The organism is Enterovirga sp. GCM10030262, assembly GCF_042666435.1.
Taxonomy (GTDB): Bacteria; Pseudomonadota; Alphaproteobacteria; order Sphingomonadales; family Sphingomonadaceae; genus Allosphingosinicella.
In genome coordinates this window covers 1,501,041-1,526,849 of sequence record NZ_JBHTDC010000001.1, presented here as the reverse complement: position 1 = coordinate 1,526,849, position 25,809 = coordinate 1,501,041, and the positions used below count along the sequence as shown (strand labels likewise).

General features: G+C 63.2%; 22 protein-coding genes. 5 read left to right on the top strand and 17 right to left on the bottom strand.

Annotated elements, in window-relative coordinates; genetic code table 11:
• Positions 1-3: 3 nt before the first annotated feature.
• The 5 genes from ACFQRC_RS07375 to ACFQRC_RS07355 all read right to left on the bottom strand — a co-directional run bounded on the left by ACFQRC_RS07375 (position 4) and on the right by ACFQRC_RS07355 (position 4,064).
• Positions 4-921 carry an IS1595 family transposase gene (locus ACFQRC_RS07375; RefSeq protein WP_379959518.1) on the bottom strand — a complete coding sequence of 306 codons (918 nt, stop codon included), beginning with the start codon at positions 919-921 and terminating at the stop codon, positions 4-6.
• A gap of 42 nt (positions 922-963) precedes the next feature.
• Entirely contained in the window at positions 964-1,638 is a 675-nt protein-coding gene (locus ACFQRC_RS07370) for a site-specific DNA-methyltransferase (protein WP_379959515.1), read from the bottom strand.
• A gap of 524 nt (positions 1,639-2,162) precedes the next feature.
• Positions 2,163-3,068 (bottom strand): hypothetical protein, encoded by a 906-nt coding sequence (locus tag ACFQRC_RS07365; protein WP_379959513.1) that lies wholly within the window; start codon positions 3,066-3,068, stop codon positions 2,163-2,165.
• 631 nt (positions 3,069-3,699) lie between these two features.
• The gene (locus ACFQRC_RS07360; protein WP_379959510.1) at positions 3,700-3,897 is read right to left on the bottom strand and encodes a DUF6961 family protein; all 198 of its coding nucleotides are present in this window, start codon (positions 3,895-3,897) and stop codon (positions 3,700-3,702) included.
• Positions 3,888-4,064, bottom strand: coding sequence for a hypothetical protein (locus ACFQRC_RS07355; protein ID WP_379959508.1), 177 nt, complete (start codon positions 4,062-4,064; stop codon positions 3,888-3,890). Before ACFQRC_RS07355 ends, ACFQRC_RS07360 begins: the two co-directional genes overlap by 10 nt.
• A gap of 82 nt (positions 4,065-4,146) precedes the next feature.
• Between ACFQRC_RS07355 and ACFQRC_RS07350 the strand changes: the two genes are divergently transcribed.
• Complete coding sequence (locus tag ACFQRC_RS07350; RefSeq protein ID WP_379959506.1) at positions 4,147-4,473, top strand: hypothetical protein; 327 nt, start codon at positions 4,147-4,149, stop codon at positions 4,471-4,473.
• Between the two features lie 40 nt (positions 4,474-4,513).
• On the opposite strand, the gene ACFQRC_RS07345 is transcribed toward ACFQRC_RS07350, so the two are convergent.
• The 3 genes from ACFQRC_RS07345 to ACFQRC_RS07335 all read right to left on the bottom strand — a co-directional run bounded on the left by ACFQRC_RS07345 (position 4,514) and on the right by ACFQRC_RS07335 (position 12,494).
• Positions 4,514-9,958, bottom strand: coding sequence for a beta strand repeat-containing protein (locus tag ACFQRC_RS07345; protein ID WP_379959504.1), 5,445 nt, complete (start codon positions 9,956-9,958; stop codon positions 4,514-4,516).
• A 402-nt stretch (positions 9,959-10,360) separates the two neighbouring features.
• Positions 10,361-10,951: a response regulator transcription factor gene (locus tag ACFQRC_RS07340; RefSeq protein WP_379959502.1), complete on the bottom strand. Its 591-nt coding sequence runs from the start codon at positions 10,949-10,951 to the stop codon at positions 10,361-10,363.
• Complete coding sequence (locus ACFQRC_RS07335; RefSeq protein WP_379959500.1) at positions 10,944-12,494, bottom strand: ATP-binding protein; 1,551 nt, start codon at positions 12,492-12,494, stop codon at positions 10,944-10,946. The genes ACFQRC_RS07340 and ACFQRC_RS07335 overlap by 8 nt, the downstream gene beginning before the upstream one ends.
• A 324-nt stretch (positions 12,495-12,818) precedes the next feature.
• On the opposite strand from ACFQRC_RS07335, the gene ACFQRC_RS07330 reads away from it, so the two are divergent.
• Positions 12,819-13,475, top strand: a complete 657-nt coding sequence (locus ACFQRC_RS07330) for a LuxR C-terminal-related transcriptional regulator (protein WP_379959497.1) — start codon at positions 12,819-12,821, stop codon at positions 13,473-13,475.
• A 957-nt stretch (positions 13,476-14,432) separates the two neighbouring features.
• On the opposite strand, the gene ACFQRC_RS07325 is transcribed toward ACFQRC_RS07330, so the two are convergent.
• Positions 14,433-15,032, bottom strand: a complete 600-nt coding sequence (locus ACFQRC_RS07325; RefSeq protein ID WP_379959494.1) for an SOS response-associated peptidase — start codon at positions 15,030-15,032, stop codon at positions 14,433-14,435.
• 176 nt (positions 15,033-15,208) lie between these two features.
• The gene (locus ACFQRC_RS07320) at positions 15,209-15,394 is read right to left on the bottom strand and encodes a hypothetical protein (RefSeq protein WP_379959491.1); all 186 of its coding nucleotides are present in this window, start codon (positions 15,392-15,394) and stop codon (positions 15,209-15,211) included.
• Between the two features lie 64 nt (positions 15,395-15,458).
• Here ACFQRC_RS07320 and ACFQRC_RS07315 point away from each other — a divergent pair, with 64 nt between their 5' ends.
• Positions 15,459-15,656 (top strand): hypothetical protein, encoded by a 198-nt coding sequence (locus ACFQRC_RS07315; protein ID WP_379959489.1) that lies wholly within the window; start codon positions 15,459-15,461, stop codon positions 15,654-15,656.
• A 225-nt stretch (positions 15,657-15,881) separates the two neighbouring features.
• Here ACFQRC_RS07315 and ACFQRC_RS07310 read toward each other — a convergent pair whose 3' ends face one another.
• The 7 genes from ACFQRC_RS07310 to ACFQRC_RS07280 all read right to left on the bottom strand — a co-directional run bounded on the left by ACFQRC_RS07310 (position 15,882) and on the right by ACFQRC_RS07280 (position 23,839).
• Positions 15,882-16,031 (bottom strand): hypothetical protein, encoded by a 150-nt coding sequence (locus ACFQRC_RS07310; protein WP_379959487.1) that lies wholly within the window; start codon positions 16,029-16,031, stop codon positions 15,882-15,884.
• A 514-nt stretch (positions 16,032-16,545) separates the two neighbouring features.
• Positions 16,546-17,310 (bottom strand): hypothetical protein, encoded by a 765-nt coding sequence (locus ACFQRC_RS07305; RefSeq protein WP_379959485.1) that lies wholly within the window; start codon positions 17,308-17,310, stop codon positions 16,546-16,548.
• Positions 17,307-18,686, bottom strand: coding sequence for a hypothetical protein (locus ACFQRC_RS07300; protein ID WP_379959482.1), 1,380 nt, complete (start codon positions 18,684-18,686; stop codon positions 17,307-17,309). The genes ACFQRC_RS07305 and ACFQRC_RS07300 overlap by 4 nt, the downstream gene beginning before the upstream one ends.
• 103 nt (positions 18,687-18,789) lie before the next feature.
• Positions 18,790-19,548 (bottom strand): hypothetical protein, encoded by a 759-nt coding sequence (locus tag ACFQRC_RS07295; RefSeq protein WP_379959480.1) that lies wholly within the window; start codon positions 19,546-19,548, stop codon positions 18,790-18,792.
• The gene (locus ACFQRC_RS07290) at positions 19,545-21,362 is read right to left on the bottom strand and encodes a hypothetical protein (RefSeq protein WP_379959477.1); all 1,818 of its coding nucleotides are present in this window, start codon (positions 21,360-21,362) and stop codon (positions 19,545-19,547) included. The genes ACFQRC_RS07295 and ACFQRC_RS07290 overlap by 4 nt, the downstream gene beginning before the upstream one ends.
• A 1,287-nt stretch (positions 21,363-22,649) precedes the next feature.
• On the bottom strand, positions 22,650-23,408 hold the full coding sequence (locus ACFQRC_RS07285; RefSeq protein WP_379959475.1) for a phosphatidylserine/phosphatidylglycerophosphate/cardiolipin synthase family protein: 759 nt from the start codon (positions 23,406-23,408) through the stop codon (positions 22,650-22,652).
• Between the two features lie 38 nt (positions 23,409-23,446).
• Positions 23,447-23,839: a hypothetical protein gene (locus tag ACFQRC_RS07280; RefSeq protein ID WP_379959473.1), complete on the bottom strand. Its 393-nt coding sequence runs from the start codon at positions 23,837-23,839 to the stop codon at positions 23,447-23,449.
• 1,007 nt (positions 23,840-24,846) lie between these two features.
• On the opposite strand from ACFQRC_RS07280, the gene ACFQRC_RS07275 reads away from it, so the two are divergent.
• Complete coding sequence (locus ACFQRC_RS07275; RefSeq protein ID WP_379959470.1) at positions 24,847-25,068, top strand: hypothetical protein; 222 nt, start codon at positions 24,847-24,849, stop codon at positions 25,066-25,068.
• Between the two features lie 18 nt (positions 25,069-25,086).
• On the top strand, positions 25,087-25,554 hold the full coding sequence (locus ACFQRC_RS07270) for a hypothetical protein (protein ID WP_379959468.1): 468 nt from the start codon (positions 25,087-25,089) through the stop codon (positions 25,552-25,554).
• Positions 25,555-25,809 lie beyond the last annotated feature (255 nt).

Sequence of the window (25,809 nt, the reverse complement as noted above, 5' to 3'; positions counted from 1 at the left end):
ATCTTAGGCGGCGAGTTTATCAGTCCGCCGATAGGTGAGGCGCTTGCCCTCCATGCCCTTCAAGGCGATGGCGGCGCGCTCGCCGTCCGTCATGGAGCGGGTGTTATAGCGGAAATCGAACTCGGAGCAGTAGCGGCCAAGGTGGGCTTCGCTCATGTGGTGATAGGTGCCGATCACGCCGCGCTTGAAGATGGAGAAGAAGTTTTCGGCGGTGTTGGAGTGCTTGAAGCCGCCGGTGGTGACGTATTCGCGGGCGCTGTGATTGACGACGCTGTGACCGGCGAACTCGCGGCCGACGCGGGTGTAGACCATGCTTTCGTCGGTGCAGAGGTGCGAGGCGCGATCGACGTTGGTAACGATCAGGGGACGAAGCTGCTTGGCGGTCACATTGGCGACGTGGAAGCTGCGAACGTGACCCTCGCGCTCGACTAGGGCGACAACGGCTTTCTTGGGCGCGGGGCGACGGGTGGAACGGTTCTTCGCCTTGCCGCCGACATAGGTCTCATCGGCTTCAACGACCTTGTTGCCGCCGCCGAGGGGAGCGTTCCCGGCGGCGCCGTCAAACGCTTCACGGATGCGATGGCAGAGGAACCACGCGGTCTTGTAGGTCACGCCCAACATGCGCTCCATCTGCTTGGCGCTCATGCCCTTCTTGGAAGCGGCCATGAGGTGCGTCGCGAGCAGCCACTTGTGCAAGGGAACGTGGCTGCGCTCCATGACGGTGCCGGTGCGGATCGTGAACTTGTCGCGGCAATCGTTGCACTGGAACATGCCGGCCTGGGTTTTGCCGCCCATGCGGGTGACGTTCGTTGAACCACAATGGGCGCAAACGGGCTCATCATCCGGCCAGCGCGACGCCTCGATGTGGCGAAGGGCGGCTTCTTCGTTGTGGAAGATGGGGTCGGTGATGTTGACGTTCATGGCATTCGCTCCCTGTAGGAGCCTTATGCCAAAGATGGCTTGCTAAGTAAAGTATATAATTGCCGGGCGAAACTCCAGTCCGGTGGGGCCAACGATGGTGAACTGGCCCGCGCTGTAGAACTTGCCAGCCGAGAGATTCTCCGCTTTCCATGGTCCGCGCGGGTCGTTGTCCGGGTTCTTAAAAGACGCTTCCTGCTCTGGCGACCGAGACACTTTGCCCAAGCGAAGTTGAGGTTCGGACCGTGCGTAAACCAGTATATGGTCGTGAGTGTCGGATACATGCTTGGCTGTTTGGTTTGACGTGTAAGCCTTTTGCCACACCACGTTCGTTACGAAGTTTCGACGGCCGAAAACCTCGTCCATGACGACCTTGAGGTAGTGGCCTTCGTTGTCGTCGATGCTGACCCAGATGCTGCCGTCCTCGGCGAGGAGGTCACGCAGGAGCACCAGCCGCGGGTAGATCATGGCCAGCCACTGGCTGTGCTCCAGATTGTCGTCGTAATGCTCGAACGCCGAGCGAGTGTTGTAGGGCGGGTCGATGTAGATGCACTTCACCCGGCCGGCATAGTAAGGCAGCAGCGCCTTGAGAGCGTCGAGGTTGTCGCCCTGAATGAGCATGTTGCCGGCGTCACCATTGCCACCATCGAGCTCTGGCTGGGGCTCGACGAGCCGGTAGGGCACGCGCTCGGCGGCACGCACATCCGTTCCGCGCGTCATCCAATCCAATATGGGCAACTCGATCCCCCGGCAGCTCGCGGACATTGATAGCGTGCCTGAGCGTCAGCCGGAAGCCTTATGCGGCCCAACAGCTTGCACCAAAGCGGCTTACCAGAAACACCTTGCCTCAAACTGGTAAGCCGCTTCGAGACAAGCTCCTTTCGGAATATCGGTGCGTTGAGGAGCTCCAGAATGATCGCTAGTCTCGCGTGTTAATCCCCAATCGGTAAGCCGTATCCGTGCAAGGTGAAGTCGGTCACCGTCCTCGCGCCGGGAGAACTCGCCGCTTATGTGGACGGCGGCTCGTGCCACTGAGACTGCGACTTAGGTAGAACCCGTCGCATTGCTCCCGCGAGCGGCTGCTTCGTGTAAAGAGAGAAGTCCTACACTCGCGCGGAGTCCGTCACCCGGATGCCGCCGATCAGGGGGTGCCGCTCGGCTCGAGCCATCCACCGGCGGAATGTCCCCTTTGAGTGGAAGCGGACATAAGTGAACCGCGCAAGCGCGAAGTTTCGTCGAATACGTCAGCCGCGGCAGTTGAGCGCTGCTCGCAGGTCGGCCCCGGCGTAGCATGGTGGGCCGACCACGGCGTCCAGCGCAGGGCGATGGATCATCAGGTGGCTTCCGCCAAACACAACCAAAACGGTCTCCCCCGCGTTCAAATGAGATATCACCAACTCATGGAGGTAAGCTGCACGAGCTCGCGAGATCGCCGCGGCAATCTTGTTCGAGCCGAATGGCCCGTCGGCTAAAGGTCCCACTTCCTCATTCGCAAAAGCGGGCCCGATTGGTTTGCCGTTCCTGGTTTGATACCAGCTCGCCCAATCGGCGTAGGCGGGGAGCACGGTCGGCTCCAGTGCCAGGCGCGTGCGATTCTGGGTCAGTTCTTCCTCGACCAGAGCGCGTAGCCGGGGGTCCCCTGCGTTCTCGATCTTCTGTTCACGCACCCACTGCGGAACCGAACGGAGCGTGTAAAACCCGAGCAAGTCTTCCAGCGGGAAGCCTTGCGCCAGCACCCGCGACTTGATGTCCAGGTCGTCCGGTTCACCACCCCAGATAGTCGCGCCTTCTTGCAACGCGCCAACCACGGAGGGCGCCAATTCACCCGCTTCTTGGAAGCCGTCCTTAGGTGGTTGAGAGGCGTAAGTTATCAGACGTTCGGAATTGGGGCCTCGGGACCTGGGTGATCCCTCGGTGATGACAGTGTCGATGTTGAAGAGGGCATAAGCGTCGGTGATCAGATGGAAGGTTCGGCTGTCGGTGGCATTGCTATGCTGCGCACCGATGAAGATGAGCTGGTGGGGGCCGGCGTCATAGACAGCCGTGAAGGCATCATCGGGTTGTTGAGCTCGAAGCGTTGTGGTCCACGAAGCCAGTCGTTCGGGCGCAGCCCGAAGGACCGGACTCGCGCAGCAGGAGAGGAAAATCATTAGCGCGATTCCGCCCGCGCCGCGTCTGCTTCGAGCCATAATCATCCAAATGTATGAACCTGTCTCAGAATGTCCGCAATGAGCCAAAGGCAGAGATAGCTGGTGCCCCCTGGGCGGCGCTCCTGCCGGTGGCAGTCGGTCCGCGGTCGAGCACGGCTGGTCGGTGTGGTTGTAAAAAAGTTGTATAAAAGTTGACGGTTTTCGACGATTTCTAGCCTGATCGGTCCGGCTGCTCACGACAGAATCTCGGGAGGGAACGCTTTTGCCCTACACCAGGTCCCTGCGGTTTCGTCTGTAAAACGCGGGTTTAGCTCTTCTTGGTCCGGCAGGCCACGGTTGACTCGTTCAACCAGGAGTGGGTGCGGGGAGCCCAGTGGCAGACCGAGAGCCCATTGATCGCGTTGAGATGCAGGAACTCGGGCCTAGAGGTGACCGACGGACCGACGCCGTGGAATTCCTAGTTCTCATCCCGAGGATCGAGCGGAGGATGCGCCGAGATTGCCATACGAGCAGAAGATGCGCGCCGAAAATTAGCAGGGTCCATCGAGCAGTGTCCCGCTTTGGCGGTGCCGCGTCCTCTTCAACGTGCCCAAACGCGAGCGGGAAATTGCTACCCCGATGCTTAGGCCGCTCAATGCGGCGCACCCGCCGGCTGAGACAGCAGTCCATTGATCCGCGTCACGATCAGGCGCCAAGTCCTCGCGCCTTCCTGATCTCCCTGTTCCAGCAGCTCATCGGCCCGCATGGCCGCGAAGATGGGCGCATCCAGCCGATGCTGGCGGATCGCCTCATCAGCGCAAGCCCACAGCTCCCACTCGCCTATCGCCATAGCGCGACCAGGGCCGAGCCAATGCCGTAGAGCAGCGCCGAGGCGACAATTGCCAGGACGATGCCGAACTCAATTTCGATGGGATCGATTCGCTTCATGTCGCCAGCTAGGCAAATTTTGCGTGTGTAGGACACTGCTTCTTTTGCGCCAGCATGAGCGGTAGGCATTGCATCTTCTATCAGGAGAGGGGCAGACGAAGCCGTCCCCCCCCCCGATAGCGCCGCTCTATCGGTCGGTCGGCTGTCCGCCGTGTCCTTTCTCGTTCTTCCCGTTTTTGTCGCCGGGACCGCTGTTGCCAGGGCCGCCGCCGTAGTTCGGCTTCTTGCCGGCGCCCGCGATGTGGCGCAGCTCGCTGTCTGTCAACTTGCGCATCCTGTTCCCTTTCTTGTTTCGACGGAACGGGCAGGCACCGCTTCCGAGGCCAAAGCTCGCGACCGAGATCGAGAAGAATCAAGAGATCGCCGCGCGGTCAACGCCACCGGAACGCCGACCTTCATCGTCGGCGACCAGCTGCTTCAGCGCGCGGTCAGCTACGAGGTGCTGAGGCAGGCCATCCCCGAGGAGCGAGCTCAGTAATCGATCGAAGAGCAAACGTCGCCAGCGGTCGCCTCCCAGTCTATAAGAAGAAGTCCGGCGCTGCCATAGCCGTCACATTCTCCACATAAATCGAGAAGTCGGCGATACTGTCGCCATCGATGTCGCCCTCGACATAAAGATCGCTACCAAACACCTCGGTGCGCAACTCTCCGGCCGCTCCTGAGAATCCAGTGGCACCGATAAAGGTGAAGGCTTGATCCCCGACCGTATCCGCATCGGCATCGATCTGACTCACGCTGATCCTGTCCTCACCTCCGATGAAGTCCGTGATGCGGTCAGCCTTCGTTCGATCCGCACTGGTGCTACCACTGCCGAAAATGAAGATATCCTCATCTGCTCCCCCCGTCAGCACATCGCTTCCGTTGCCTCCGCTCAGTCTGTCTTCGCCCCCGCCGCCTTGAAGATCATCGGCGCCACCACGCCCGACCAGGACGTCATGGCCGCCCAGACCGGACAGAAGGTTGGCAGAGGCGCTTCCATAGATTTCATTGTTCTCCCCGTTGCCGGTAGCGGAGAAGGCGGATCCCGAAAGCCGCAACTCTTCGACATTGTCTGCGAGGGTGAAGTCGACGTTGCTTCGAACCACATCGTATCCTTGGTTCAACTCCTCGACAATGACATCGGTGGCCTCCTTCACGAAGTAGAGATCGTCCTCATCCCCACCCTCAAGCAGGTTGAGCCCGTCGCCGCCGTTCAGCTGGTCAGCGCCATCCCCGCCGATCAGCGTGTCGTCGCCGGCATTTCCGGACAAGGAATCATCGCCAGAGCCTCCGTCCAGGTAGTCGTCTCCCCTTCCACCGCGGAAAGTCGCATCATTACCGGAACCCACCACGAATTCAGCTCCCACGATATAGTCGCCGATGACGGTCCCAGTGATGGTCTGACCACCGGCGTCGCCGTCGCCATAAGCGAAGATTCCCAACCGGCCGCCGGAAGCATCGAAGGTGTTGCTGGCCCGAAGATAGGATCCCACGTTTTCGACGCTGTCGAAGGACCCGTAGCCGATGTGGGCAAGGCTGCTGTTCGTGAAGTCGTTGGCCCTGATGATCGAGCCGTTTTCCCAATCATCGCCCGTCAGCGCCACCGAATTGCCATCGAAGCTGTTGCCGGTCGCGGAGAATTTAGTAGTCGGATTGAAATAGGTGCCGTTCGTCCAGTCATTGATGGCGCTGTGCGACAGCACCAGATTGGAAACTCCGCCGTTGAAGGGTGTTAGAATGCCGGTGTTGGCGGATCCGTCCCCTTGAACGATCAAATTGGCAAGAGTGACGTTGTCGGTGTCGACATAGATGCCTGCCGGATTGCCCGCGAGCGTCCCGCCCCCCAAGATCGTCAGGCCGTCGAGGCTCGCGCCGTCGGCATGCATATGGACGCCGCCGTCGATGATCGCTTCGCCCGCCCGGGAGTCGGAAGCCGACGTTCCGGCATTCGGCCCGGCCAGCGTGATGTCTTTGTCGATCGTCACGTTGCCGGCATAGGTGCCGGCCGCCAGCAGGACCGTGTCACCGTCCAGAGCGGCGTCAATCGCTTCCTGGATGGTCTCGAAGCCGCCTTCGCCGACCAGCAGCGTTCGCGCTCCCGAACCGTCGTCAACGATTTCGACATCGACGAGAATATCGGTCCCGTCGGCCGAAGTAGCGATCCACCCGAGTGGTGTCGCGGCGAATGACGAGCCGGCGCCGATAATTGCCGTGTCCATCCCGCCGCCGCCGTCGACCAAATCGTTGCCCGCGCCGCCCTCGATGAGATCGTCGCCGCCCGCGCCGGCAAGCGTGTCGCCGCCGGTGCCGCCGTTGATCGTGTCGTCGCCACCGCCGCCCGCTATTTCATCCGCGCCGCTTTCGCCATTGAAGACGATGGGCCCGGTCGTGGTCGGTGCGGTCGTGAATTGGTCGGCGCCACCGGTGCCGGAGACGGTCAGCACCGCCTGCGACGCGTTATCGACGGTCGCCACATCGGCATTGGTGACCGCGACATCATCGACCGTCACGTTGGTCGGTCCCGCATTGTTCTTGCCCGGTTCACCGATTCGGATGCCGGTGCTGGTTCCGTCGATGGTCCCATCGTGGATCGATACGCCATCGAGCGTCGCGGGATTGCCGCTATAGCTCGGCGCGTCGTCGCGGGCCTTGATGGTGATGGCGCCGCCAAAATCTCCCGGCACCGTGTCCGGCTCGCTGCTCGATCCGACATTGGTGAAGTCGAAGCCGGCGATCTCGATATTCGCATAGTCGCCATATTTCACGTTGATGTCGATGCCCGCGCCGAACTCGCCCTTGCCGGACGCGCCGAAAGCCGGACCTCGGCCGAACTCGCCGACATTGGTCATGACGAGGTTGAGCAGAGCGGCATTGCTGAGATGATCGGCGTAGAAGCCTTTTTCGGTCAGGTTTTCGAAGGTGACGCCGTCAAGGGTCACGCCATCGAACGCGGCGTCGGTGCCGCCGCTCGAATCGACGATCACTCCCTGGTAGCTGTCGGTGATCGAGCCGCCGGTCATGGTGAAGCCAGTGGCTTCTCCGCCGGTCAGCTTCACGATCCCGCGGACGCTGTCGGAAATGTCGATGTTGTTCAGTGTGAGATCGTCGCTGTCGCCGAAGTCCACGCCGGAGAGGAAGCTCGAGAAGTTGAGGTTCGTGAGCGTGACGCCATTCGCACCAATTGTCGCTCCCGCGCCCGCCGCTCCGCTGTAGGCGGTTGCCGTCTGAAGCCACTCGCCGACGGACGTGCCGGACGGCACGCCATTGTCGGTGCGGAAGCTGCCAACGATGTCCACGTCGCCGAGTCCCTCGATCGTGACCGCCTTGTCGACCGTGAAGGCCGCGTAGGTGCCGGTCGCGACCAGAATCGTGTCGCCAGCGCTCGCCGCGTCGATGGCCTCCTGGATGGTGGCGAAGCCGCCGGAACCGACCAGCAAAGTCGTGGCGGTGCCGTCGCTGACGATCTCGACGCCGGCCAGCGTGTCGCTGCCGTCGCTGGAGGTCACCGTCCAATCCGGCCCATTGGCTACAAAACCCGCGCCGGTGCCGACATGGGCGGTGTCGGTGCCCGCGCCGCCGTTCAGTGAATCGTCCCCCGCGCCGCCGGTCAGGCTGTCGTCGCCGCCACGACCGAATAGCAGGTCGGCCCCGCCGGCGCCGTCGAGCGTATCGGCGTCGGCCGCGGCCGGCGCGGTCGGGCTGTTGTTGCCGTCGATATAATCGGCGCCCGCGGTGCCGGTCAGGTCGTCGCCGCCCGATCCGCCGAGGCTGACGACGATGTCGTTGTTGGCATCGGTCGGCGTCAGCGCGTCGATCGCATCCTCCGCGTCGAAGGTGACGCCGTCGGTGAGGTTGCGGAAGTTGAAGTCCGTGCCGACCTGGCTGATGTCGTTGCCGGTGATCGTAACGCCATCGTCATCGACGCCCACCGAGATGGCTGTTCCGAGGCCGTGGAGGTTGTTGTTCGCGACAGTGGCCGTGGAGTCGCCGCCCATGTCCAGGTTTACCGCGGTGCGCGCCCATTCGACGAGATTGTCGGTGGCGGTGAGATCCACTCCGCCGCCGTCGAACCAGATCGCCCGCCCCCAGGAGGCGGTCGAGAACTGGCCCTGCGAGGCGCCGGAAAAGGCGTTGTTGATGATCTCGATAGCGCCATCGGCGATCGGAGAGATGGAGATGGCGCGATCGTCGACGCCACCCGCGCCGCCGGCAACCGTCGACCAGAAGATCGAGTTGACCACCTGATGGCCGCTCGCGCCGCCGCCGGTGAGGATCTGGAGCGACGGATTGGAGGCTCCGCCGCCGGACGTGGTCGAGTCGTTGACGAACCGGACGCCGTCGATGGTGACCCCGTCCGCGGCCGTGATCTTGGCATGGCCGATGATGTTGGTGGCGCTGCTTCCGTCCGATGCATCGCGGGCCGTCCCGGCTTCGCCGGCATCCGCGCCGAGGATAGTGATGGCCTTGTCGATGGCCAGATCCTCGTCATAGGTTCCGGCGTTCGCGCGGATTGTGTAGCCGTCCGACGCCGCGTCGATCCCTTCCTGGATTGTGTCGAACGTGCCGACGAGATTGCCGCCCGAGTCGAACAATTGGACCGCCTGGGTGGCGTCGAGGGTGACGTCGCCGAACTGAAGCACCTCGACATTGGCTAGCGTGTCGCTGCCATTATCGCCGTCTCCAGCGTTGGAATCGCTCACCGCGCTGAAGCCGGTCACGCGGCCGCCGGCGTCGGTGACGGCGGTGACGGCATGGTCGGCATGGTCACCGGCATAGGTAGCGGTATCGGTTCCGTTGCCGCCGTCGAGGTTGTCGTTGCCGCCGTTGCCGGCGAGCAGATCGTCTCCGCCGAGCGCGGAGAGGCTGTCGTCCCCGGCCGCGCCGAAAAGGATGTCCGAGGCGTCCGAACCATCGACGTCGAATGCCGTGGTCAATGCCGGATCAGGCTCGAAATCCACTCCGGCCGCGAAGGGGTCCGAGTTATCGACGTCCGTAATCGCATTGTTTTCGATAAGCATGCCGTCGGGCAGGATTCCGCCATAGACGCCGATACCTGTGTCCACATGGCTTATCGTGTTGCCGCTGATCTCGCCGCCGCTGTTGGGCGTTCCGAAGTCGAGCACGAAAATGCCAACTGTCTTGGCGCCGAAATTGTCGTCGTTCGATCCGGTGATGACGTTGTCGATCATGTCCAGGTCGGTATTGCCGAACGCCAGAATAAGGCCCGAATAAGCGTTTGCCGGGCCGGCATAGCCGATGCCGGTTATGGTGTTGCCGGAGATCGTTCCGGTCGAGCCGCTGACCTGAAGGCCGTTCTGCGCCATGATCGTCTGCGCGCCACCGCCGGTGATCGTCACGCCGGTGACATTGAGATCCGCATTGCTGAAGACGGTCGCGTTCTTCTGGAAATCGTCGATCGTGCCGCCGGTCATGGAGAAGGAGAGGAGCGGATCTCCGGGCAGGGCCGGGGCGTCATTGTCCACGACCACGGCAACGCCGCGCTGGACGCCGCTGACGATGGGCTCGCCGCCGGCCGCCATGCCACCCGGATAGGGATCGCGCACGCCGGTGACGTCGACATTCTCGAGCCCCCCGGAAGCATTGCGGTAGAAGACACCGTAAAAATTGGCCTGACCAGCTCCGCCGCCTTCGCTGACCGTATTGCCGGCCCCGGCGCCATCGACGGTGATGTTCTCGATCGCGACGTTCACGCTGTTGGTGACGGTGACCACCGAGTGAATTTCACGATCGCCGCCCGAGCGGCCGGTCTCGACCAGGTCGGCGGGTGCCTGGATTGTGACGTCGGCGCCGTCGGCGGCGCGAATGGTCAAATCGTTCAAGTCATCGACGACGATCTGTTCGGCATAGGTTCCCGCGGAAAGAATGATCGTGTCGCCATTCCTGGCGAAATCGATCGCTTCCTGAATAGTCGCGAAGGTGTCGACGAGATCACCGTCTTCATCATACAGCGTGACAGGATTCATGGTTTCTTCCTCTCAGGAATGCCAGAGACAATAAGAGTCCTTCATCGCGACCAGTCAGTCGTGACGTAAATTAATGATATGTAACCGGGAGCAGTAGGCGGATTGGCTCGACGAGTGCGGCTGCGCACTCGTGCAAGCTACTAACTACGCCATGCTCGCTATGATGATGTGGACAATAACTTTCCCCCTCGCCGGACTGGCGATTCTGCTCTCGTTTTGGTTTAACGAGTCGTAAACGGGAAAGTCGTCTTGAGCATCCCCAACATTGGGGAGATCATTTGATTCACATAATTGAAATTGCGCCGTTTCCTTGGCGCGGGGCAATCCCGGGTATCATTGACGATAGAAACGGGGACCTTACACGGCTCCCATGGACGTTCGGTAGTTGGCGGGAAACGGCGGCTATTGCGATGCGGCGAGGGCGATCAACTGTGCCAGATTGCCGGCGCCTGTCTTGGCGGTGATGGCCGCGCGATGGTCTTCGACCGTTTTGGGGCTGATGCCAAGCGCGACGGCCACGGCCTTGTTGCTCATTCCCTTGACGAGAAGGTCGAATACCTCGCGCTCGCGGTGCGTCAGGGCGGAAAGGCGCATCGTGGCGACGCGCCCGCGCTCACTCCAGACGATGCCTTCGGCGAGGGAAGATAGGAGCCGATCCGTATCCAGAGGCTTTTCAAGATAGTCGATGCCGCCGAGGCGACGAACGGAGTCGACGGCATCGGAGCTGCTCGGCCACGCGGTCATGAACAGAATCGCCGTCCGAGGGCCATGCCGGCGCAGCCGTTCGGCCAGGACGAATCCGCTTGCGCCCTCCATTATCACGTCGGTGACGACACAATCGGCCGGTGTCCGCTCATGCTCGCGCAGCATGGGGTCGGCAGCCTCGAACCCGCGAGCAGCGTAGCCGCGGCGGCGCAGCAGGCGCGACACGGCCGCTGCGTGATCGACATCGTCATCGACAACGTAAACTAGGGGAGTCGCCTGCTCAGCCATCGCACTCGGCCTCAGTGGGACATCCATATCGCTCGGGAAGGATGAGCGAGACGCGTCTTTCCCCTCCCGTTTCCGTGGAAACGATACGGCCACCATGCGCTGCCGCGATGGCGCGAGCGATGAGCAACCCCACCCCCATTCCCGGTCGAGCGGATTCGGAGAGACCGGTGCGGTTGACGACATCGAAGCGAACGTCCCCCCATTTGGCCGCCATGGCGGACACCAAAATCATCCCCCCAGGAGAGGCGTGAACGGCGTTGCGGATCAGGTTGGCGAGCGATTGCTGGAGCTCTATCTCATTACCCCAGATCGCGAGACCCGGTTCGGACGAAGTTTGCACCGAGACCTCCAGTCGTCGTGCTTCGGGCGCCACCAATTCGGCCGCTTCGCAAGCGAGAGACGCGGCCGAGATATGGGCGGGGGCGTCGGTGGCGCGGCCGCCAAAGCGGCGTAGGCGGCAGACCATCTGTTCAAGATGGGCGGTCTTGCGCTCCACAAGGGCGATGCTCTCGCTCAGTTCCGCCGCCACCGGTCCGGCATGGCCGAGTCGCGCCAGGTTTTTCGTTTCGATCGAAAGGGTCGACAGCGGCTGACTTATCTCGTGCACGATCGCGACCGACATCGCGCGGAGCGCCTTCAGCCGCTCCGCCTGAAACAACAGGCGGTCACGTTTCCGGATGTCCGCGAGAAATCCTGCCTCGGCGTCGGCATAGCTGCCGGCCAAATAGCCGGTGGCGGCAATGCCGGCGAGCAGCAGGTGGAGTTGAAAGCGGGTCGCGCCGGCCAGGCCAAAGTCCGGCAGCGAGAGGACCACGAGGAAGGCCACAAGGATAGCGACCCATGCGACAAAGCGACCGAAACGCAACCCGATCCAGATGGTCGCCAGCAGGACCGGCGTCAGGCGAAGGCCTTCGCCGGCGAACTCAATCGCCGCCACCCCCGCCCAGGCCAATGCCAATGCAAATGGCGCCTCTAGCGGGCGGGGCCAGGGCATCGATCGAACAAGCGGACGGCCACCGCGACGGTTGGCGAGCCAGACAAGCGGCGGCGCGACGAGCAGCACGCCAAGCAAGTCGCCCAGTATGAAGGTCGTCAACGCCGCAGCCGCGTCGGCCGGAGGCGACAGGCGGGCCGGATCAAGGAGCAGATGCCAGGGGAAGCTGGCCAGGCTGCCAAGGAACGGAGCGAGGAGAGCGGCGAGTGCGAATGGCAGCGGGGCGCTTCTCGACCAGGTTCGAGGCTCCTGCGAAATCGCACGCACGATCCAGACGGCGACGCCGTAGGCAAGGGGTGGAGCGACGATGCTTCCGATGAACAACAGGTCGTTCACCGAACTCAGCCCCACAAGGCCCCCGGCGGTCAGGGCGGCCAGTTCCGCCAGTGCCAGCGGAATGGCGAGGCGAGGGCCATAGTGCCACATGATGGCAAAGCGGACTCCGGCGGCAGGGAACCAAAGACTGTAGAGCTTTCCCGCCCCCCAGAATGCCGCGAGGCCGTGCAGCGCTATGTAAAGGAGCGCATAGCCGAGCAACAGGACGACCATCGATACGAGGCCAGATCCTTTTTGCGTCCGCCAAACATTGGCAAGCGACGAGCTGCTCAGCATATGTCAACTTTCGCCATTTGGCGCGCCAAGTCACGAACAAATTGCGACGCGCCCGATCTGGGCTGGTGAATCTTACAAGTGTGTCATGGAAGGACATCCGGGAAAGTCCCGGATAGTGGAGCTTCAGTCGCTGCTTCACATTCGTCATTCGTAGTTCGCGTATGATTGGGTGTTCTGACGCGGCCGGGGGGTGGCCATGCTATGGCAGCTACTGCGCCGATAATACGTCAACGCACACCGCCATTGCGAGAGAATCCTTCCATGCATGGGGAGAGTGGCGATAGTGGGCATGCCGGCGGTTCAACTACTCGCGCCGGGGAACCTCCCATTGACCGGCGTGCCGCCGCCGCGCTGGGGACGTCGCTTGGCGATATCCTCCTCGGCTGGGCAGACCGCGATCCCCTTCCGCGCGCCGTCGTCGATTCCCATCTCAACCTGCTGTGGACAAACCGGGCCGCCGAAGCGCTGTTGGCCCGGCGTGACTGCCTCACCAACCACAAGGGTCAACTCTGCTTCGCTGATCGTGGTCGGCAAGAGACGATGATCGAATTCATCGACGGAACGGGAAAGGATCTGAACAGCTTCTGCCTGCCCTGCGCGGACGGCGACGAGCATCTGTTGTTTCGTGTGCAGGAAATCGGCCGATCGGTGGGCGGCCGCATCTTTGGAATGATCTTCTTCCCGAGCGTCAGCGGGTTCACGGCGAAATTCGCGAACTTGGACAAGGCGTTTCAGCTGACGCCCACCGAATATCGAGTGCTGCGGGATATGCTCGAGGGCAACACCGCGGACGAGGTGGCCCGGCACCTGAGCGTGTCCATCGAGACGGTGCGATCGCACATTCGACAGCTCTACGCGAAGCTCAACGTCACATCCCGCGAAGGCATGTTCCACCGAATCGCGCCGTATCGTCTCTAGCGACTGGTGAGATGCCGGGCACTGGGGTGCTTGCCCTTGTGCCTAGGACCGACAGGAAAGATGGCCAACCAATCGGAGATCTGCCCTACACTGGGATCGCCTCGTGGCGCCCGAAAACTGACCTTTTGCACGGCGGAAAAAAATCGGCTGGGGGTTGGCCAATCAACCCTGCCTTCGAACTCGATTGAATCTTGGTGTAAAACTGTTGAGCAATTTCCCGCGATTCGAGGTGTGGGCGGCGCGGTGGCAGGCTACCCATCGAGACGCCGATGTCGCGCAGGCCTTCCGCCACGAATTTATTTCGAAACCGAGAGCTCCCCGCATATGAGCTGCGTCCACCGACGACGCCAACATCGCCGCCCCTGCCGGCACGCCGCTCGACGTTATCGAGGAACGGCTCAGGAAGCGCGGTGCGTGGATCCTCAAATCCCGGCGTGCTTCGACCGCTTGCGACCGCGCACGCCTGAGCTTCTCTATGTCGCCGGTCAAACGCATCGGTTCCTCGGCCGACAGTATCGTCTATTAGCCGATCCTGAAGCCCCGAACGGCGTGGCGCTGGGCCGCAATCACATCCAGGTGGGCGGGAACACAGGCTGTAGGAAAGCTCCGACGGAATTGTCGCGTCGCAAGCTTCACGCTGAACCAGGCTGTCTTGGAAATCGACAGCTCCCGCAGACCAAGCCAGGTTAGTCAGTTTTCGCGGAACCAGGCGCCAGTTCGACGCGATTTTGTTCGCGCAATGAAGCCCTCAGATAAGGAGGAGACGTGGGGCAGGACGTTGATACGGAATATTTCGAGCGACGGGCGGAATCGGAGGTCGAAATGGCCCAGAAGGCGACACACGCGAACGCCGTGCGCGCTCACTATGCGATGGCTGGAATTTATCTCGACCGCGTCCATGGGCCGGCCTCAGACGGAACCCAGCAGAGGGAGTCGCCTGAAATTGACGCGACTGGTTCATGACACCGCCATTAGCTGCGATGGGAACGGCGCTGCCAACGAACATACGTCGTCATAGTCGCCGTCGAGCCAGCGGTCATAGTCCTCGGGGTCCAGGATCACCGGCATGGCCTTGGGGTGAAGCGGCTCCACCAGAGGGTTCGGTTCGCAGGTGAGGAAGGCGAACACGTCGCCCCATTGTGACGGCCGCCAGATGCCCGCAAAGGCTGCCACCTCGTTCGCAGGCAGATTGAACCACCAGCAGGCCGGGCGGCCGTCGTCGCCCTTGCCGGGTTTCGGCTCGGCGAAGCTCGTGAAAGGCACCAGGCAGCGCCACTCGGCGCGCGCGATCGTCGACTTCCAGAAGCCGCTGACGAGGTTGCGGACGTTGGTAACGGGCTTGGGCGCCAGCGGCTGGCCGCTTTTGCCCTTCATGCTGAGCGGGATGCCCCACGGCATCACGTCGAGGACTCGTTGGCCTTCTTCCTTGCGGATCACCGCGCCGGGATATTTCGGATAAAGCTCAGCGCGAGGCTCAGGACGATCAAGCAGCGGGCGCGCGTTGAAGATGAGAGATAGGTTCTCCTTCGTTTTCACCTGGCGGAAGCGGTTGCACATGGCCCGACGAAAGGCCGGGCCGTCGCTGGAGTCAATCCGCGACGGCTCCCTCCGGTCAGTTTGGCGCTCTAGCCGCGAGCGTCAAACGATGTTCCAGAGAATCCAGGCCATGACCAGGATGGCGACCAAGCCAGCGATCCGGTCAATTCGCCTGTAGCCCGCAGGCGCTCGCCGCGTCACAGATCCTGCCATTCGATCAGGGGCTCGGGCCGGTGGCCGTCCTCTCCCCACATCACCGGATCGAAGCCGGCCATCTCCGTCTCCGCGCCGTCCGCCCAGCGAAAGCGGAACGGGCGTTCCTCGACCGGAAGGCTCTCAATCAGCTTCCAGTCGCGGTCGCTCTGTTCTAGTTTCGTTCCCAATGCCCTCCGCGACATGGCGCTTTATGCGCTGGAGGACGTATATCGACAATGCCAGGAGAGGCCGGTGGAGAAGAGCGTGATGCTGCGGTTCCTGCTAGCCTTTCTGGCGAACGGCGCGAAGGAGCGTTGGCCGTTCGACAATTTTTGGCGGGACGCCACTACGCCGCCGCCCGACACGCGAGACTGTATCGTGTTCGGCCGCCGCCAGTCGCTCACCAATGCCATGGCGGGGATTTACGACCAGCTCGGACTGAAAAGGTGATTCGGCGACACGGCAAATTAGGCGCACTATCCTAGACTAGAGGGGGGTCGCCATGAAGCTGTGACTGATGCCGCGCCGGAAGGGTCGCAGTGCCCTTGAAGGTCGTGAATGTAGTGCCCGAGCGGAACGGGCGTCGCGTTCTCTCTCTCGATCTGTGGACGTCCCGTCTTGCGGGATGAGCACGCTCTCACCTTCGGAGTCCCGGTAACATGATGCTGAGGAAGATTATCCGTTCCCCACCCGCAGCTTCACCTCGGTAAAATCTTCCCGCATCTGTGCGAAAACGCCATTCGCTCGCTCCCGATCGGTGGTCGAGAATGTCCAAACATCGCCGTCGTCGTCGGTCCCGCTGACCTCGAACTTGCGCTCCGACATGAGCATCTCCTTGAGCCACGGAATGTAGCGAGAGTCGCCGATCGCTCGACCTCGAATTGCTCATGCGCAAATATATGGCTGCGATCCCATACAAGGGTGCCAGGATCCCACCCCGGATATAGAAGTCCTACGGACCGAGGGCACCTATCACCAGGATGCTCCCTAACAGGCGGGGCGCCTGCTCGTTTGTCCATCCACCGGCGTTGGTCAGCTTCCGCGCCGGAAGAGAAGGCTGACGAGGCCGCCAACGTAGGCGGCGAAGGTGCGGACGGCGGGTGGCGGCGGTTCCGGCGTGAGGAGTTCTTCGTGGGGAGACCCCGGGGGGATGAGAGGTCGTTCGGCGCTTGGCTGATCAGGGGTGAGTCCAAGTGGAAGGGCGGGTGTCCAATGGGGTGCGGGTTCGGGCGTAGCAGATTGAGGCAGGGCTGCCGGGCGCGGAACGGATCCGGGCGCGCGAGCACGGCGAAGGGCGTCGATGATCGCGGCGGCTTCGCGGTTGAGGCGGGCGAGCGACTCAGCGAGCGCGTCGGACATAGAAGTGCTGTTCGACGGCAGAAAGCTGGCGCAGGTAAAGGTCTAGATTGCCGTGGCCGCGGGTGACGACGGCGTTAAAGGCGCAGGAGAGTGCCTGGCGTTCGCCCCAGGCGTCGACACGGGACGCATGCCGGAGGAAGGTTGCGCGCGTCATTGCGCCAGCGCTTATGAGATCGCTCAGGCCGTCGATCTGGGATACTGCGGCCGAGGATTCGGCAGGCCAAGCGGGGGCAGCGGAAAAACTTCCGTCCCCGTTGAGACGAATGCTGATGAGCATGCCTGGGTTGGTGGTGCAGCGGGGAAGGTCGGTGCCGCCGCCACCGCGTAGAGCGGCAATCTGGCGGAGAAGATCGGCGATTTGGCTTTGCTGATCCCGGGAGACGAGCACGGCGTTGCGAATGCGATCATAGTCGGCGCGGGAGAGGACCACATGCTCGTCAGGCGGAAGGGTCATGCCGGCCTGACTCATAAGACGGCGGACCAAGCTGCGCTGAGCTTCAATCTCGGCCTGGAGGAGGCTGACCTCGCGAGTTAGGTCACGAATGCGGCGGTCGCGCTCCGCGAGTTGAGTGCGGAGGTGTTGCATCTTCTCCTGGTCCGGGTCGAGATCCCGCAGCGCCTCGCTCCTGAGGATTAGGCCGAGAGCCATGGCAATGAAGACCAAAGCGGTGAGGAATTCGACGAGGGTGAAGGTGACGACCTGTTCGTTCTGGTCGTGACGTTCGGCGGCGGCGCGGCTCTTCAACGCTGATTCACTTCCCGGTGGAGCGCCGCGAGGTCGGCGGCGAAGCGGTCAACGATGGTCGTGAAGGCGCCCGTGGCGGCGGCGATCCGGCGCTCGAATTCGTCTGCCTGAGCGCGGAGCGGGGCCATGACGTCCTGCCCCTCCTGGAACTGGCGGTTGAGCCGCTCGGCGCTTTCGCGGCCGAGGCGGTCGATCGCGTCGGCGCCGAGTGCGGCGATGCGCTCGCCGGCCGCGGCCGTGGCTTCGCGGAGGCGGTCAAGGGCAACCTCCCCCTCGGAATCGATTTTGACTGCTGTCGCTTCAACGCGAGACGCTGCGGCGGTGAGAGCGGTTCCGGCGGCTCCAACACCGGCTTCGATGCGATCGACGCCGCTTTCGACTGCGGCGAGGCCAGCGTGAACCGCGGTGAGGCGGGTGTCTAGATCACCGGCGCGCGATTCCAAATCGGGGGCGAGCGCAGCGGCGGCTTCGAAGGAAACGGACAGGCGAGTTATGGCGCCAGTGGCTTCGCCGATTGAGGCGGCAACGCGGATCTGTAGGGTGGCCAGGGCGTCGTGGAGGGCGCCGGCGGCGTCGGCGGTGCGGACAAGAGACGTCTCGAGGCGCTGGCCGGCTTCGGCGGAGCGGGACTCGGCGTCGCCGAGCTCAACGGCGCGGGCACGGACAGTTTCGTCGATTGCGTGGGCTGACGCGCGCAGAGCCGCGGATTGGACGGCGAGTTCAGCCGCGATCTCGGAGGCGCTGGTGCGGAGAGTGTCAAGAGCTTGCCCGAGGGCGGCGCGGGCCTCAGTGGAGACGAAAGTGGCGAGGTCGGTGCCGTGGGCAGCGAGGCCAGCGCGAGCTTCGGCGAGGTTAACGCCAATAGCGCGGGCTTCGCGGGAGACAGTTCGGGCGTAGTCGCGGAGTTCGGCTTCGACTTCGGCGACATCTTCGTCGATTGAACGGCCGCCCTGAAGGGCGACGATGCGGAAGACCAGGCCGAGGGCGGTGGCGCCTAGGGCCATGGAGAAGTGGCGGAGGATGCCCTGGCTGGTAAGCTCATGGCCCAACATGCCCGCTGGGAAGAAGCCAATGAGCATGGCGCTCATGGTGAGGAGGAATCCGAGGAAGTAGCAGGAGTCGGCGAAACGCTGGCGCGTGTCGCCGCGGTCGTCGAGACCGGCGTGATGGCCCCACCAGTAAAAACCGACGATAGTGACAAGCGGACCGGCGAAGCCCGCCCACGCTACTTGCGGGACGAGGCCGAGGAGGGCGGCGATGAAGCCGATCAACGCGGCAAGGAGGAAGGCGGACTGGAGGCGGCGGCCGGGGTCGCCGCGTAGTGGAGAGGGTGTAGTTGTCTCGAAATCCATTGGCCGAGCGTCGGCCTCGGGCATTGATGGCACGCCGGTCGTGGCGGGCCCGCCTTGGGGCGGCCCGACGCGAGTGACCTTAGCGCCGCGGCGGCGGCGCGGGTCGGCCTGAGCGGGACTGTCGTCGTCAGCGGGCATGATTTCGTCCGATTAGGGCCTGAAAGTCGGTGAAGGACGAAAGCACGGCGTTTTCGTCGACGAGAATGACGGCGGCGCCACTTGCTTCGAGGCGCCTTTGCCAGATGGCGAGGCGCGCGTCCTGCGCGTCAGGCTGCTGCCTGTCTTCGGGAAGGGTGCGATAGACCAAGAGGAAACGAATGCCACGGAGGTCGAGAGCTCCAAGCGCAGGCATGGCGGCGGCTTCTTCTTTGAAGTCTGAAAGGAGGATGAAGGTGCGCGGGGCGGATGGGGCGAGCAGGGCGGCCGCGCGGTGGGCGCTGACAATCGCGGCGCTTATCTCGGTGGCTGGCTCAGCCGGCTGGGCGAGGAGGAGTTCGGGGCAGTCGACTGCGATGTAGCGGCGGAACTGATCGCGATCGCGGATGGTGCCGGGCGGGGTCTCCCCGATCGAGAACGTGCTGGGCGCGAAGTCGGCGGCGCAGGGCGCCTGGCGGCCGAGGCTGCCACTGCCGATAATGTGGTAGCGGACGGAAAGGGGCAAGGGGAGGTCGTAGGCGGAGCGGGCAATGGCGGTGCCGACGTTGCCGAAGAGGCGCTGGTTGAGGGCGCGGGAGATCGGGTTGTGCCAAGTCTCAGAGAGATCGACAAGGACCGAGATGGCGGATTCGGGGCGACGGCCGTCACCTTCGGTGGAGTTGGTGTTATCGCGCCCATCGCAGCCGGCGAGGGCGAGTGCGAAGACGAGGAGGCCAATGCGGACGCTCATGCCGCACGAGTTGGCATGCGTGTCGAAGCGGACGCTTGCGCCGAGTTGCGGTCGCTGCGGAGTGACAGTGCCCAGGCGAGGGGCCAGGCGAGCAGGGCGGCGAGTGCGTGCACGAGGAACGCGAGGATCGCGCCGAAGACGAGGAGGGCGGTCCAGGCAGAGAGGACGAGCATCAGGAAAGTGAGGACTATGGCCAGACCGAGCACGACGGCGAGGAAGGCGAGGCCGCGCAGGAGCAAATCGAGATACGAACCGGCGACGGCGAGCGCGAGGAGGATCGCGACGAGAAGAAGGCCCTCGGCGAGGCCAAGCCAACCGTCGGCGTGGATGCAGAGCCAGAGGGTGCCGATCGAAGCGATGACGAGGATAACGAGGGCGAACACGCGAAAGGCGCTATCGCGCGGCGAAATGGCATCCCGCCATTCGTCACCGGACTGATAGGCGAGAGTAGCGCGGTCGAAAAGGTGAGCCCCGGCAATGATAGCGGCGATGCCCGCGGCGAAGGCGACGAGGATTCCTTCCAGCCAGGCGTCGGGGCCGGCGACGGCGCTGCGCTCGATCGTGGCGCCGGCGGCGAGCGTGAAGAAGGCGAGGGCGGCGAGGACTAGGATCGGGAAGAGCCAAGCCTGGGCGGCGATCGAGGTGCGGTCGGCGTCGGAGGCGGCGACGTCGGCCGGCCATTTCTCCGGGTTGACCTCATCGATTGCGGCGCGGAGCGCGTCGCGCTGCTCGGCGAGCGCGGAAGCCACAGGCAGCTCCGCTTCACCGCGGCCGCGGAGCTGGGCAGCAAGTTCGTCGATCGAACGGGCCGCGCCGGCGGCGGCGTTGTCGATGGCGGCGTAGCGGGACTCAAGGCCGTCGACGAAGGCGCGGGCGTCGGCCACCTGATCGCGGATGCTTATGTAAGTGCCGAGTTCGCGGAGGTGGAGGAGGCTGCGGGCCGCGACGAACCCGAAGATGGCCTGGAGAACGGTGAGTGCCGCGCCGACAAGTGCGACGAGGGTGTGCATGAGTGAGTCGCGTGGGAACGCCTCCAGGGAGCGGAAGAGCTCACCGAATAATTGGTAAAAGATGACGAATTCGAGGGCGCCAAGGGCTACCATGACCGCTACGATGACGGCAACGCCCACGCTCCTGATGAGCGCGGAGGTGCTCGAGCTGTTTAGGATCTCTCCGGCGACGCCTGCGGCTGCTTCGACTAGAGGGAAGAAGAGGGCGAGGGCGACAGCGAGTTTTATGTCGAGATAGGGAATACGTCCGGGGTATGCCTCGTTGAAGAACATGTAGAGCAGGCCGAAGTTGGCGGCTGCGATGATGAGGGCGAAAGCAATGGCAAGGCTCGCCGAGAGGCGCGCCTTGGAGCGAGCCACGCTGTTGTCGACGAAGCCGTCCTCGAGGGTGCCAAATTCGAGGGCGCGATCGGTGTCCGCCTTAAAGCTTTGGAGCAGGTCGACGAGCGTGCCTCCTTCGCGCGCCGTGGATGCGGAGGAGATGCGCTGGAGGCGGCGGTCGATCTCGGCGCGTATTGCGGCGAGGTTGCGGCGGAGGCGGCGATGCAGGCGGTCGACCATCACGCGGACGGTGGCGCCACTCAGAGTGTCGGCGGCAGCAGCGAAGCGGACTCGGAATGCGGAATAATGGCGCGCGATGTCGGGGCGCCGGTCGAGAAACCAGCGGGCAGTTTCAGCCGGCGACTCGGTGCCGATACGACGCCAGCCGGCAAGGAGGGCGAAGGCGGGGATGCAGACAAGCACCCAGAGAATGGTCAAAAGAGCGACGATGAGCGCCCAGCCAACGATAATTGAAGAGTCCAATAAACGCCCCCTATGTCGCGTCCCCTGCAAACTGCCGATGTTGTAGAACAGCGAGTGTGCGCCTAGTCAACTCATTCGGGGTTTCGTTATTCCACAGCCAGATGTTGTGAGCTGCGCAAAACCTGGGGTGCGTAAGTGTTAATCTGCTGGGGACGATGGAGTTGATGGCGCGACGGGGCGAAGGCAGGCTAGGAACGCGATCGGCGCGACGGCGGGCGCGGCGGAAACTCGGGATTGCAGCGACGATCGTTGCGGGTGGGGCGGGGGTTGCGCTGTTCGGCGGATCGATCGGGAGCGTGGCGACGGATGGCGGTGCTGCTACCTCGGCGGCTGAGGCGCCTACCATTGCTAAGCGCGTGAATGCGGGCGGTCCGAACGTGCATGTGCACGGCGACAGGTCGGATGCTGGCGGGGCGGTGGCCGTCGGAACATTCACCTGTTCGGTCGGGCAGGTGATCGACGGAGATACGTTGCGATGCCGGGAGCGTGAAGTCGACGGACGCGGGATGAGGCTAAGGCTGGCGGGGATTTCGGCGCGGGAGCGAGACGGGCGATGCGGACCTGGGCATCCGTGTCCGGCGGCGTCAGCCGGGGCGGCGACGGCGGCCCTGTCGCGGCTGGTGGCGGGGCGGGTGCTGACGTGCCGCGCGATGGGACGGTCATATGATCGGATCACCGCTTTCTGCGCCCTAGAGGACGGTGTGGACGTGAATTGCGCCATGGTAGCCAGCGGAACCGCTCTTCGATGGGAGCGGTATTGGCAGGGACATCGGTGCTGACGATGCTTCCTGCCGTCATCGTTGTGAACGGTAGAGGATAAGCGAAATCGCGACGAAGCAAGACGGCCATTCAGAAGCGAAATTAATTAAACCTATGATAACAACAGCTTGTCTGAAAAAGCAAAATCCGGCGGTTGCTTGGGCAATCGTTGTCGGCGGCAGCCATCCTCAGGCGAGGTCCGATGCGTGGCGCGCACGAGTAGGTGTATCGCAAGTGTATCGCATTTTGGGTGAATCATAGCCCTCTTCGATCATCCTCAACATCAAAAGGGCGATTTTCTGCGAAAAACGATCAGACGCGCTGCAATCGCACTGCAGAGGTCAGGGGTTCGATTCCCCTCGGCTCCACCACCCGCTCCTAAGGTCATATAAGCCTGCACCGGGCGAAAGCTGGCCAAGCGCAAGCCAGGGGCGAAACGGACAGGGAATTACGCCATGTCCCCGGAATTGGGATGGCGTCTAAGTTCGAGGTTGGTAGTAATTACCACTTGCCGCGACAGGGCGCCCGTTAGAGCGGACCCGCATTGTTCCAAAAGTCCATGTAGGCAGCGATCTTCAAAACTGCCGTTTCAGCGTCTGCCTTCATAACCGCGCCGGGCGCACGGTTTGCGAAGTCCTTGAACGATTGGGTAAGGGACCAAGCTTCGCCTTCGTCGACGACAATAAGACGGTCATGAAGGGATCGCGCTGGTGCAACACGCACCTCCAGCGGACGGGCGGTCCCAAACTGTGCCTTCCACTTCTCGGCCGCAGGAGCGAGGGTGGGTTTAACGGATGCCTCATCCGCGAGCACGCGAAGCAATACACCCTCGGCTGCGCTTGCCATGAAGTCGGTTAGCGCCTTCCCGTCCATGTAGGGGTCGACGATGAGCAGTTCCTGCTTCGCCGACGCAAGCACCTTTGATATAGCTGCGTACGCGTCCAGTTCGTTGCCTGCCGCGATGAAAGCGCCTTGCTCGGAAGCAGGGGCAGATAGCTCGGCCGCAGCGAGAACCCGATACAGGACTGCACGAATTTCACCGGACCCATCACGGCCCCGGCTCCTCATCAACCGGTCGCTCGCTGCCCTCAGGGAAATCTCGTCTGCAGCGCGTTTCATCTGGCTGGTAACCGCATGTAGCTGCCCAAGCCACTTCAGCGTCTCGGGAGGAACGCTGTAGTCGTCCTGGACTGCCCTCAGGTCCGGCTCCGACTGCACAAGGACTTGCAACCTGCGAAGGGCCTCCGTCGGGTCCATAGGTGCAATGCCCCGCAGCACATCAGCCATGGGATCTCTGTCAGTCATTCACATGTCTCATTCTGCACTCAATGCAGATTGTCTGCGGCTGCTAGATTAGACTGTACGCCATCCTCTTCCGCTGCCGGCGCGACTTCGGCGATCATCTCAGCTTGGCTACCATCAGTATCTACGGAGGGCTCCGGCCGTTTGCGCTCTGGCTTCTTACGGACCAACCGTCCTTTCATCGCATCTTCCATGGCGGCGCCGACCACGCTGGCCGGGTTGTAAGCAGTGCGGATCATCCTCCCACCGTAGTAGGATTTAAGAGCGATGCACGGCTGAGAACATGTGTTGACGCTCGTAATGTCACCGTTGTCGTTAAGGCCCTCTAGGTGAAACTCACCATCCCAGAACCCCGCATAGCGATACATGACTACATCGCCCGCCTCTTTGCCACGCTTCCGATCTTCCTCGGACACCGCAGCAATGTATCCATAAGTGTCGCCCTCAACGAAGCTGTAGTTGGGTGTCGGGGGTGCGGGGGCAGGCTCTGGAGCTACCGGTCCGCGTTCTATCGGTGCCGGGATTGAAGGAGATGATGTGGCCGGAGGAGTCCTTGTAGTGGCTATAACCGGGGGCGGGGCCTCTGTGTCACCGCTCCCACTCCACCAGACGGCCGCAGCAATCAGCACGAACATGCCAGCCGCGTATGCCCAGCCATTGGTATCCTGCTCCTGAGCCATTGCTTACCCCCTACAAGCGCACGTCATCCCCTCCGCAAGCTATATGAATACCCCTGCTTGTCCACATCTGCCAGACAACGTTTGGTTATTCTGGACGGGCAATATCCTCGGAATAAACCCAGGATAACACTTGAGTTCCGGCGACACTGTAGGGTTCCGAGGACACGGTTCCGGCGGGTTCGGGGGACACTCACAGGGTTCGGGAACACACATGAGGTCCCGGGGGGGCACCGGGTCCCGGGGACACTACCGGAGACACGGTCCTGGGGATACTCTACTTAATTCCCGCCGCTCACAATCGGGCCGTGCCGATGCTACGATGCGCCGCGTTCCCTCGGGAGAAGCCGATGCTCGCCGACCCGCTGCTCCGCTCGCGCTTCCCTCCGCCGGAATCGCGCTCGGCCGCGAAGGATATTGCTAGGGATCGATGGCGCTCCCTGGGCGGTCGGCTTGACACGGAGGGAACAAGCGCCATCTTGAAGAGGCAATGATTGGCACCAGGACGATAGAGCGCACCGAGCTCCATGCCGGCAGCAGCACGGCACGCCTTCCCGCCCCGGACCGCGCGGCTCGTTGAGCCGCGGCGAAGGTCCGGGACGCAGCCGCCGGGCGGGCGGACCCGCCTGATCGAGGCCGGAAAAATCCGGCCGACTTTCTCCAGCATCGCTCCCAGGGACCGGCCTTTCGGGTCGGCCTGTTCGGACGCGCGCCGGGGAAGGTTCATGGCAAGTCGTGGAGGCATCATGTCAGACCGTTTTGTAGTGGAAGCCGATCGACGGGTCGTCGGCGTCGCCGTCCGTTCGGCGGGCGGGTTCCGGTTCTTTTCGTCGGACGCGGCCTATGCGGGCCTCGAAGGGCGCACCTTCGCCCGCGCGAAGGCCCTCGCGACCTCGGTGGCCAAGGTCACCCGGGCGCAGCGCCGGCGCGCGGGAGCGGAGCCGCGCCTCGCCCCGACGCTCCAATAACCTGAGGGAGGTAGCATCATGCTGGCCGCGCTTCAGCCCAGGACGGCGGAGAACCTGACCGATCTATGGGCGGCCCTGCAGAGGACCGCCCTCATCGTCGTGCACGATTGCGAGGTCCATTATCTGACGGCCATGGCCCTGGCGGCGGACGACGATCTGGCCGCGCACCTGCTGTTGAAGAAGCTCCGGATCGCCCACAAAGCGACAGGCAGTGATTTCGACCGCGGCATCGCCCGGATGAACAGCTATGTCGAGTTCAGCCACGGCGACGCGGACGAGCGCTTCTGCCAGATCGTTCATCCTTCGGCGCCGAACAGGCCCTCTTATGGGATGGGCGTTACTAGCCTCGTCGGCGCGGGCCTGATCGGCCTTCGCTCCGGCCAGTCGATCCTTTGGCCCGGCGAGGACGGACTGCTGAGCAATCTGCACGTCGTGCATGTCGAGAACGGCGCCGGGGTCGGCAAATGGCTGGAGGCCGCGATATGACCGGGATCCGGACTTCGCGGCTGCGGGGAAATGCCCCGGGCGACTTTAGGGAGAGCGGCCATGCCCCCCGATGATCGTCGATCCGGCGGGTCTCGTCCGCCAACCGGCCGTGCAGATGAGGCTGGCCTCCCGGACAACGTCATCCCTTTCCCGATCCGACCGCCAAGGAACACGGAAGGGGTGCCTACGCCCCCGCCGACCGCAGCTTGAGAGGAAGGCCGCGTGTGCGCTGGAAGCTCGGAACCTTGTCCGAAG

Excerpts from the sequence above, each read along its gene's own strand:
- ACFQRC_RS07375 (WP_379959518.1), bottom strand. The coding sequence starts at position 921 with ATGAACGTCAACATCACCGACCCCATCTTCCACAACGAAGAAGCCGCC.
- ACFQRC_RS07370 (WP_379959515.1), bottom strand. The coding sequence starts at position 1,638 with ATGACGCGCGGAACGGATGTGCGTGCCGCCGAGCGCGTGCCCTACCGG.
- ACFQRC_RS07365 (WP_379959513.1), bottom strand. The coding sequence starts at position 3,068 with ATGATTTTCCTCTCCTGCTGCGCGAGTCCGGTCCTTCGGGCTGCGCCC.
- ACFQRC_RS07360 (WP_379959510.1), bottom strand. The coding sequence starts at position 3,897 with ATGGCGATAGGCGAGTGGGAGCTGTGGGCTTGCGCTGATGAGGCGATC.
- ACFQRC_RS07355 (WP_379959508.1), bottom strand. The coding sequence starts at position 4,064 with ATGCCTACCGCTCATGCTGGCGCAAAAGAAGCAGTGTCCTACACACGC.
- ACFQRC_RS07345 (WP_379959504.1), bottom strand. The coding sequence starts at position 9,958 with ATGAATCCTGTCACGCTGTATGATGAAGACGGTGATCTCGTCGACACC.
- ACFQRC_RS07340 (WP_379959502.1), bottom strand. The coding sequence starts at position 10,951 with ATGGCTGAGCAGGCGACTCCCCTAGTTTACGTTGTCGATGACGATGTC.
- ACFQRC_RS07335 (WP_379959500.1), bottom strand. The coding sequence starts at position 12,494 with ATGGTCGTCCTGTTGCTCGGCTATGCGCTCCTTTACATAGCGCTGCAC.
- ACFQRC_RS07330 (WP_379959497.1), top strand. The coding sequence starts at position 12,819 with ATGCATGGGGAGAGTGGCGATAGTGGGCATGCCGGCGGTTCAACTACT.
- ACFQRC_RS07325 (WP_379959494.1), bottom strand. The coding sequence starts at position 15,032 with ATGTGCAACCGCTTCCGCCAGGTGAAAACGAAGGAGAACCTATCTCTC.
- ACFQRC_RS07310 (WP_379959487.1), bottom strand. The coding sequence starts at position 16,031 with ATGTCGGAGCGCAAGTTCGAGGTCAGCGGGACCGACGACGACGGCGAT.
- ACFQRC_RS07300 (WP_379959482.1), bottom strand. The coding sequence starts at position 18,686 with ATGCCCGAGGCCGACGCTCGGCCAATGGATTTCGAGACAACTACACCC.
- ACFQRC_RS07295 (WP_379959480.1), bottom strand. The coding sequence starts at position 19,548 with ATGAGCGTCCGCATTGGCCTCCTCGTCTTCGCACTCGCCCTCGCCGGC.
- ACFQRC_RS07285 (WP_379959475.1), bottom strand. The coding sequence starts at position 23,408 with ATGGCTGATGTGCTGCGGGGCATTGCACCTATGGACCCGACGGAGGCC.
- ACFQRC_RS07275 (WP_379959470.1), top strand. The coding sequence starts at position 24,847 with ATGTCAGACCGTTTTGTAGTGGAAGCCGATCGACGGGTCGTCGGCGTC.
- ACFQRC_RS07270 (WP_379959468.1), top strand. The coding sequence starts at position 25,087 with ATGCTGGCCGCGCTTCAGCCCAGGACGGCGGAGAACCTGACCGATCTA.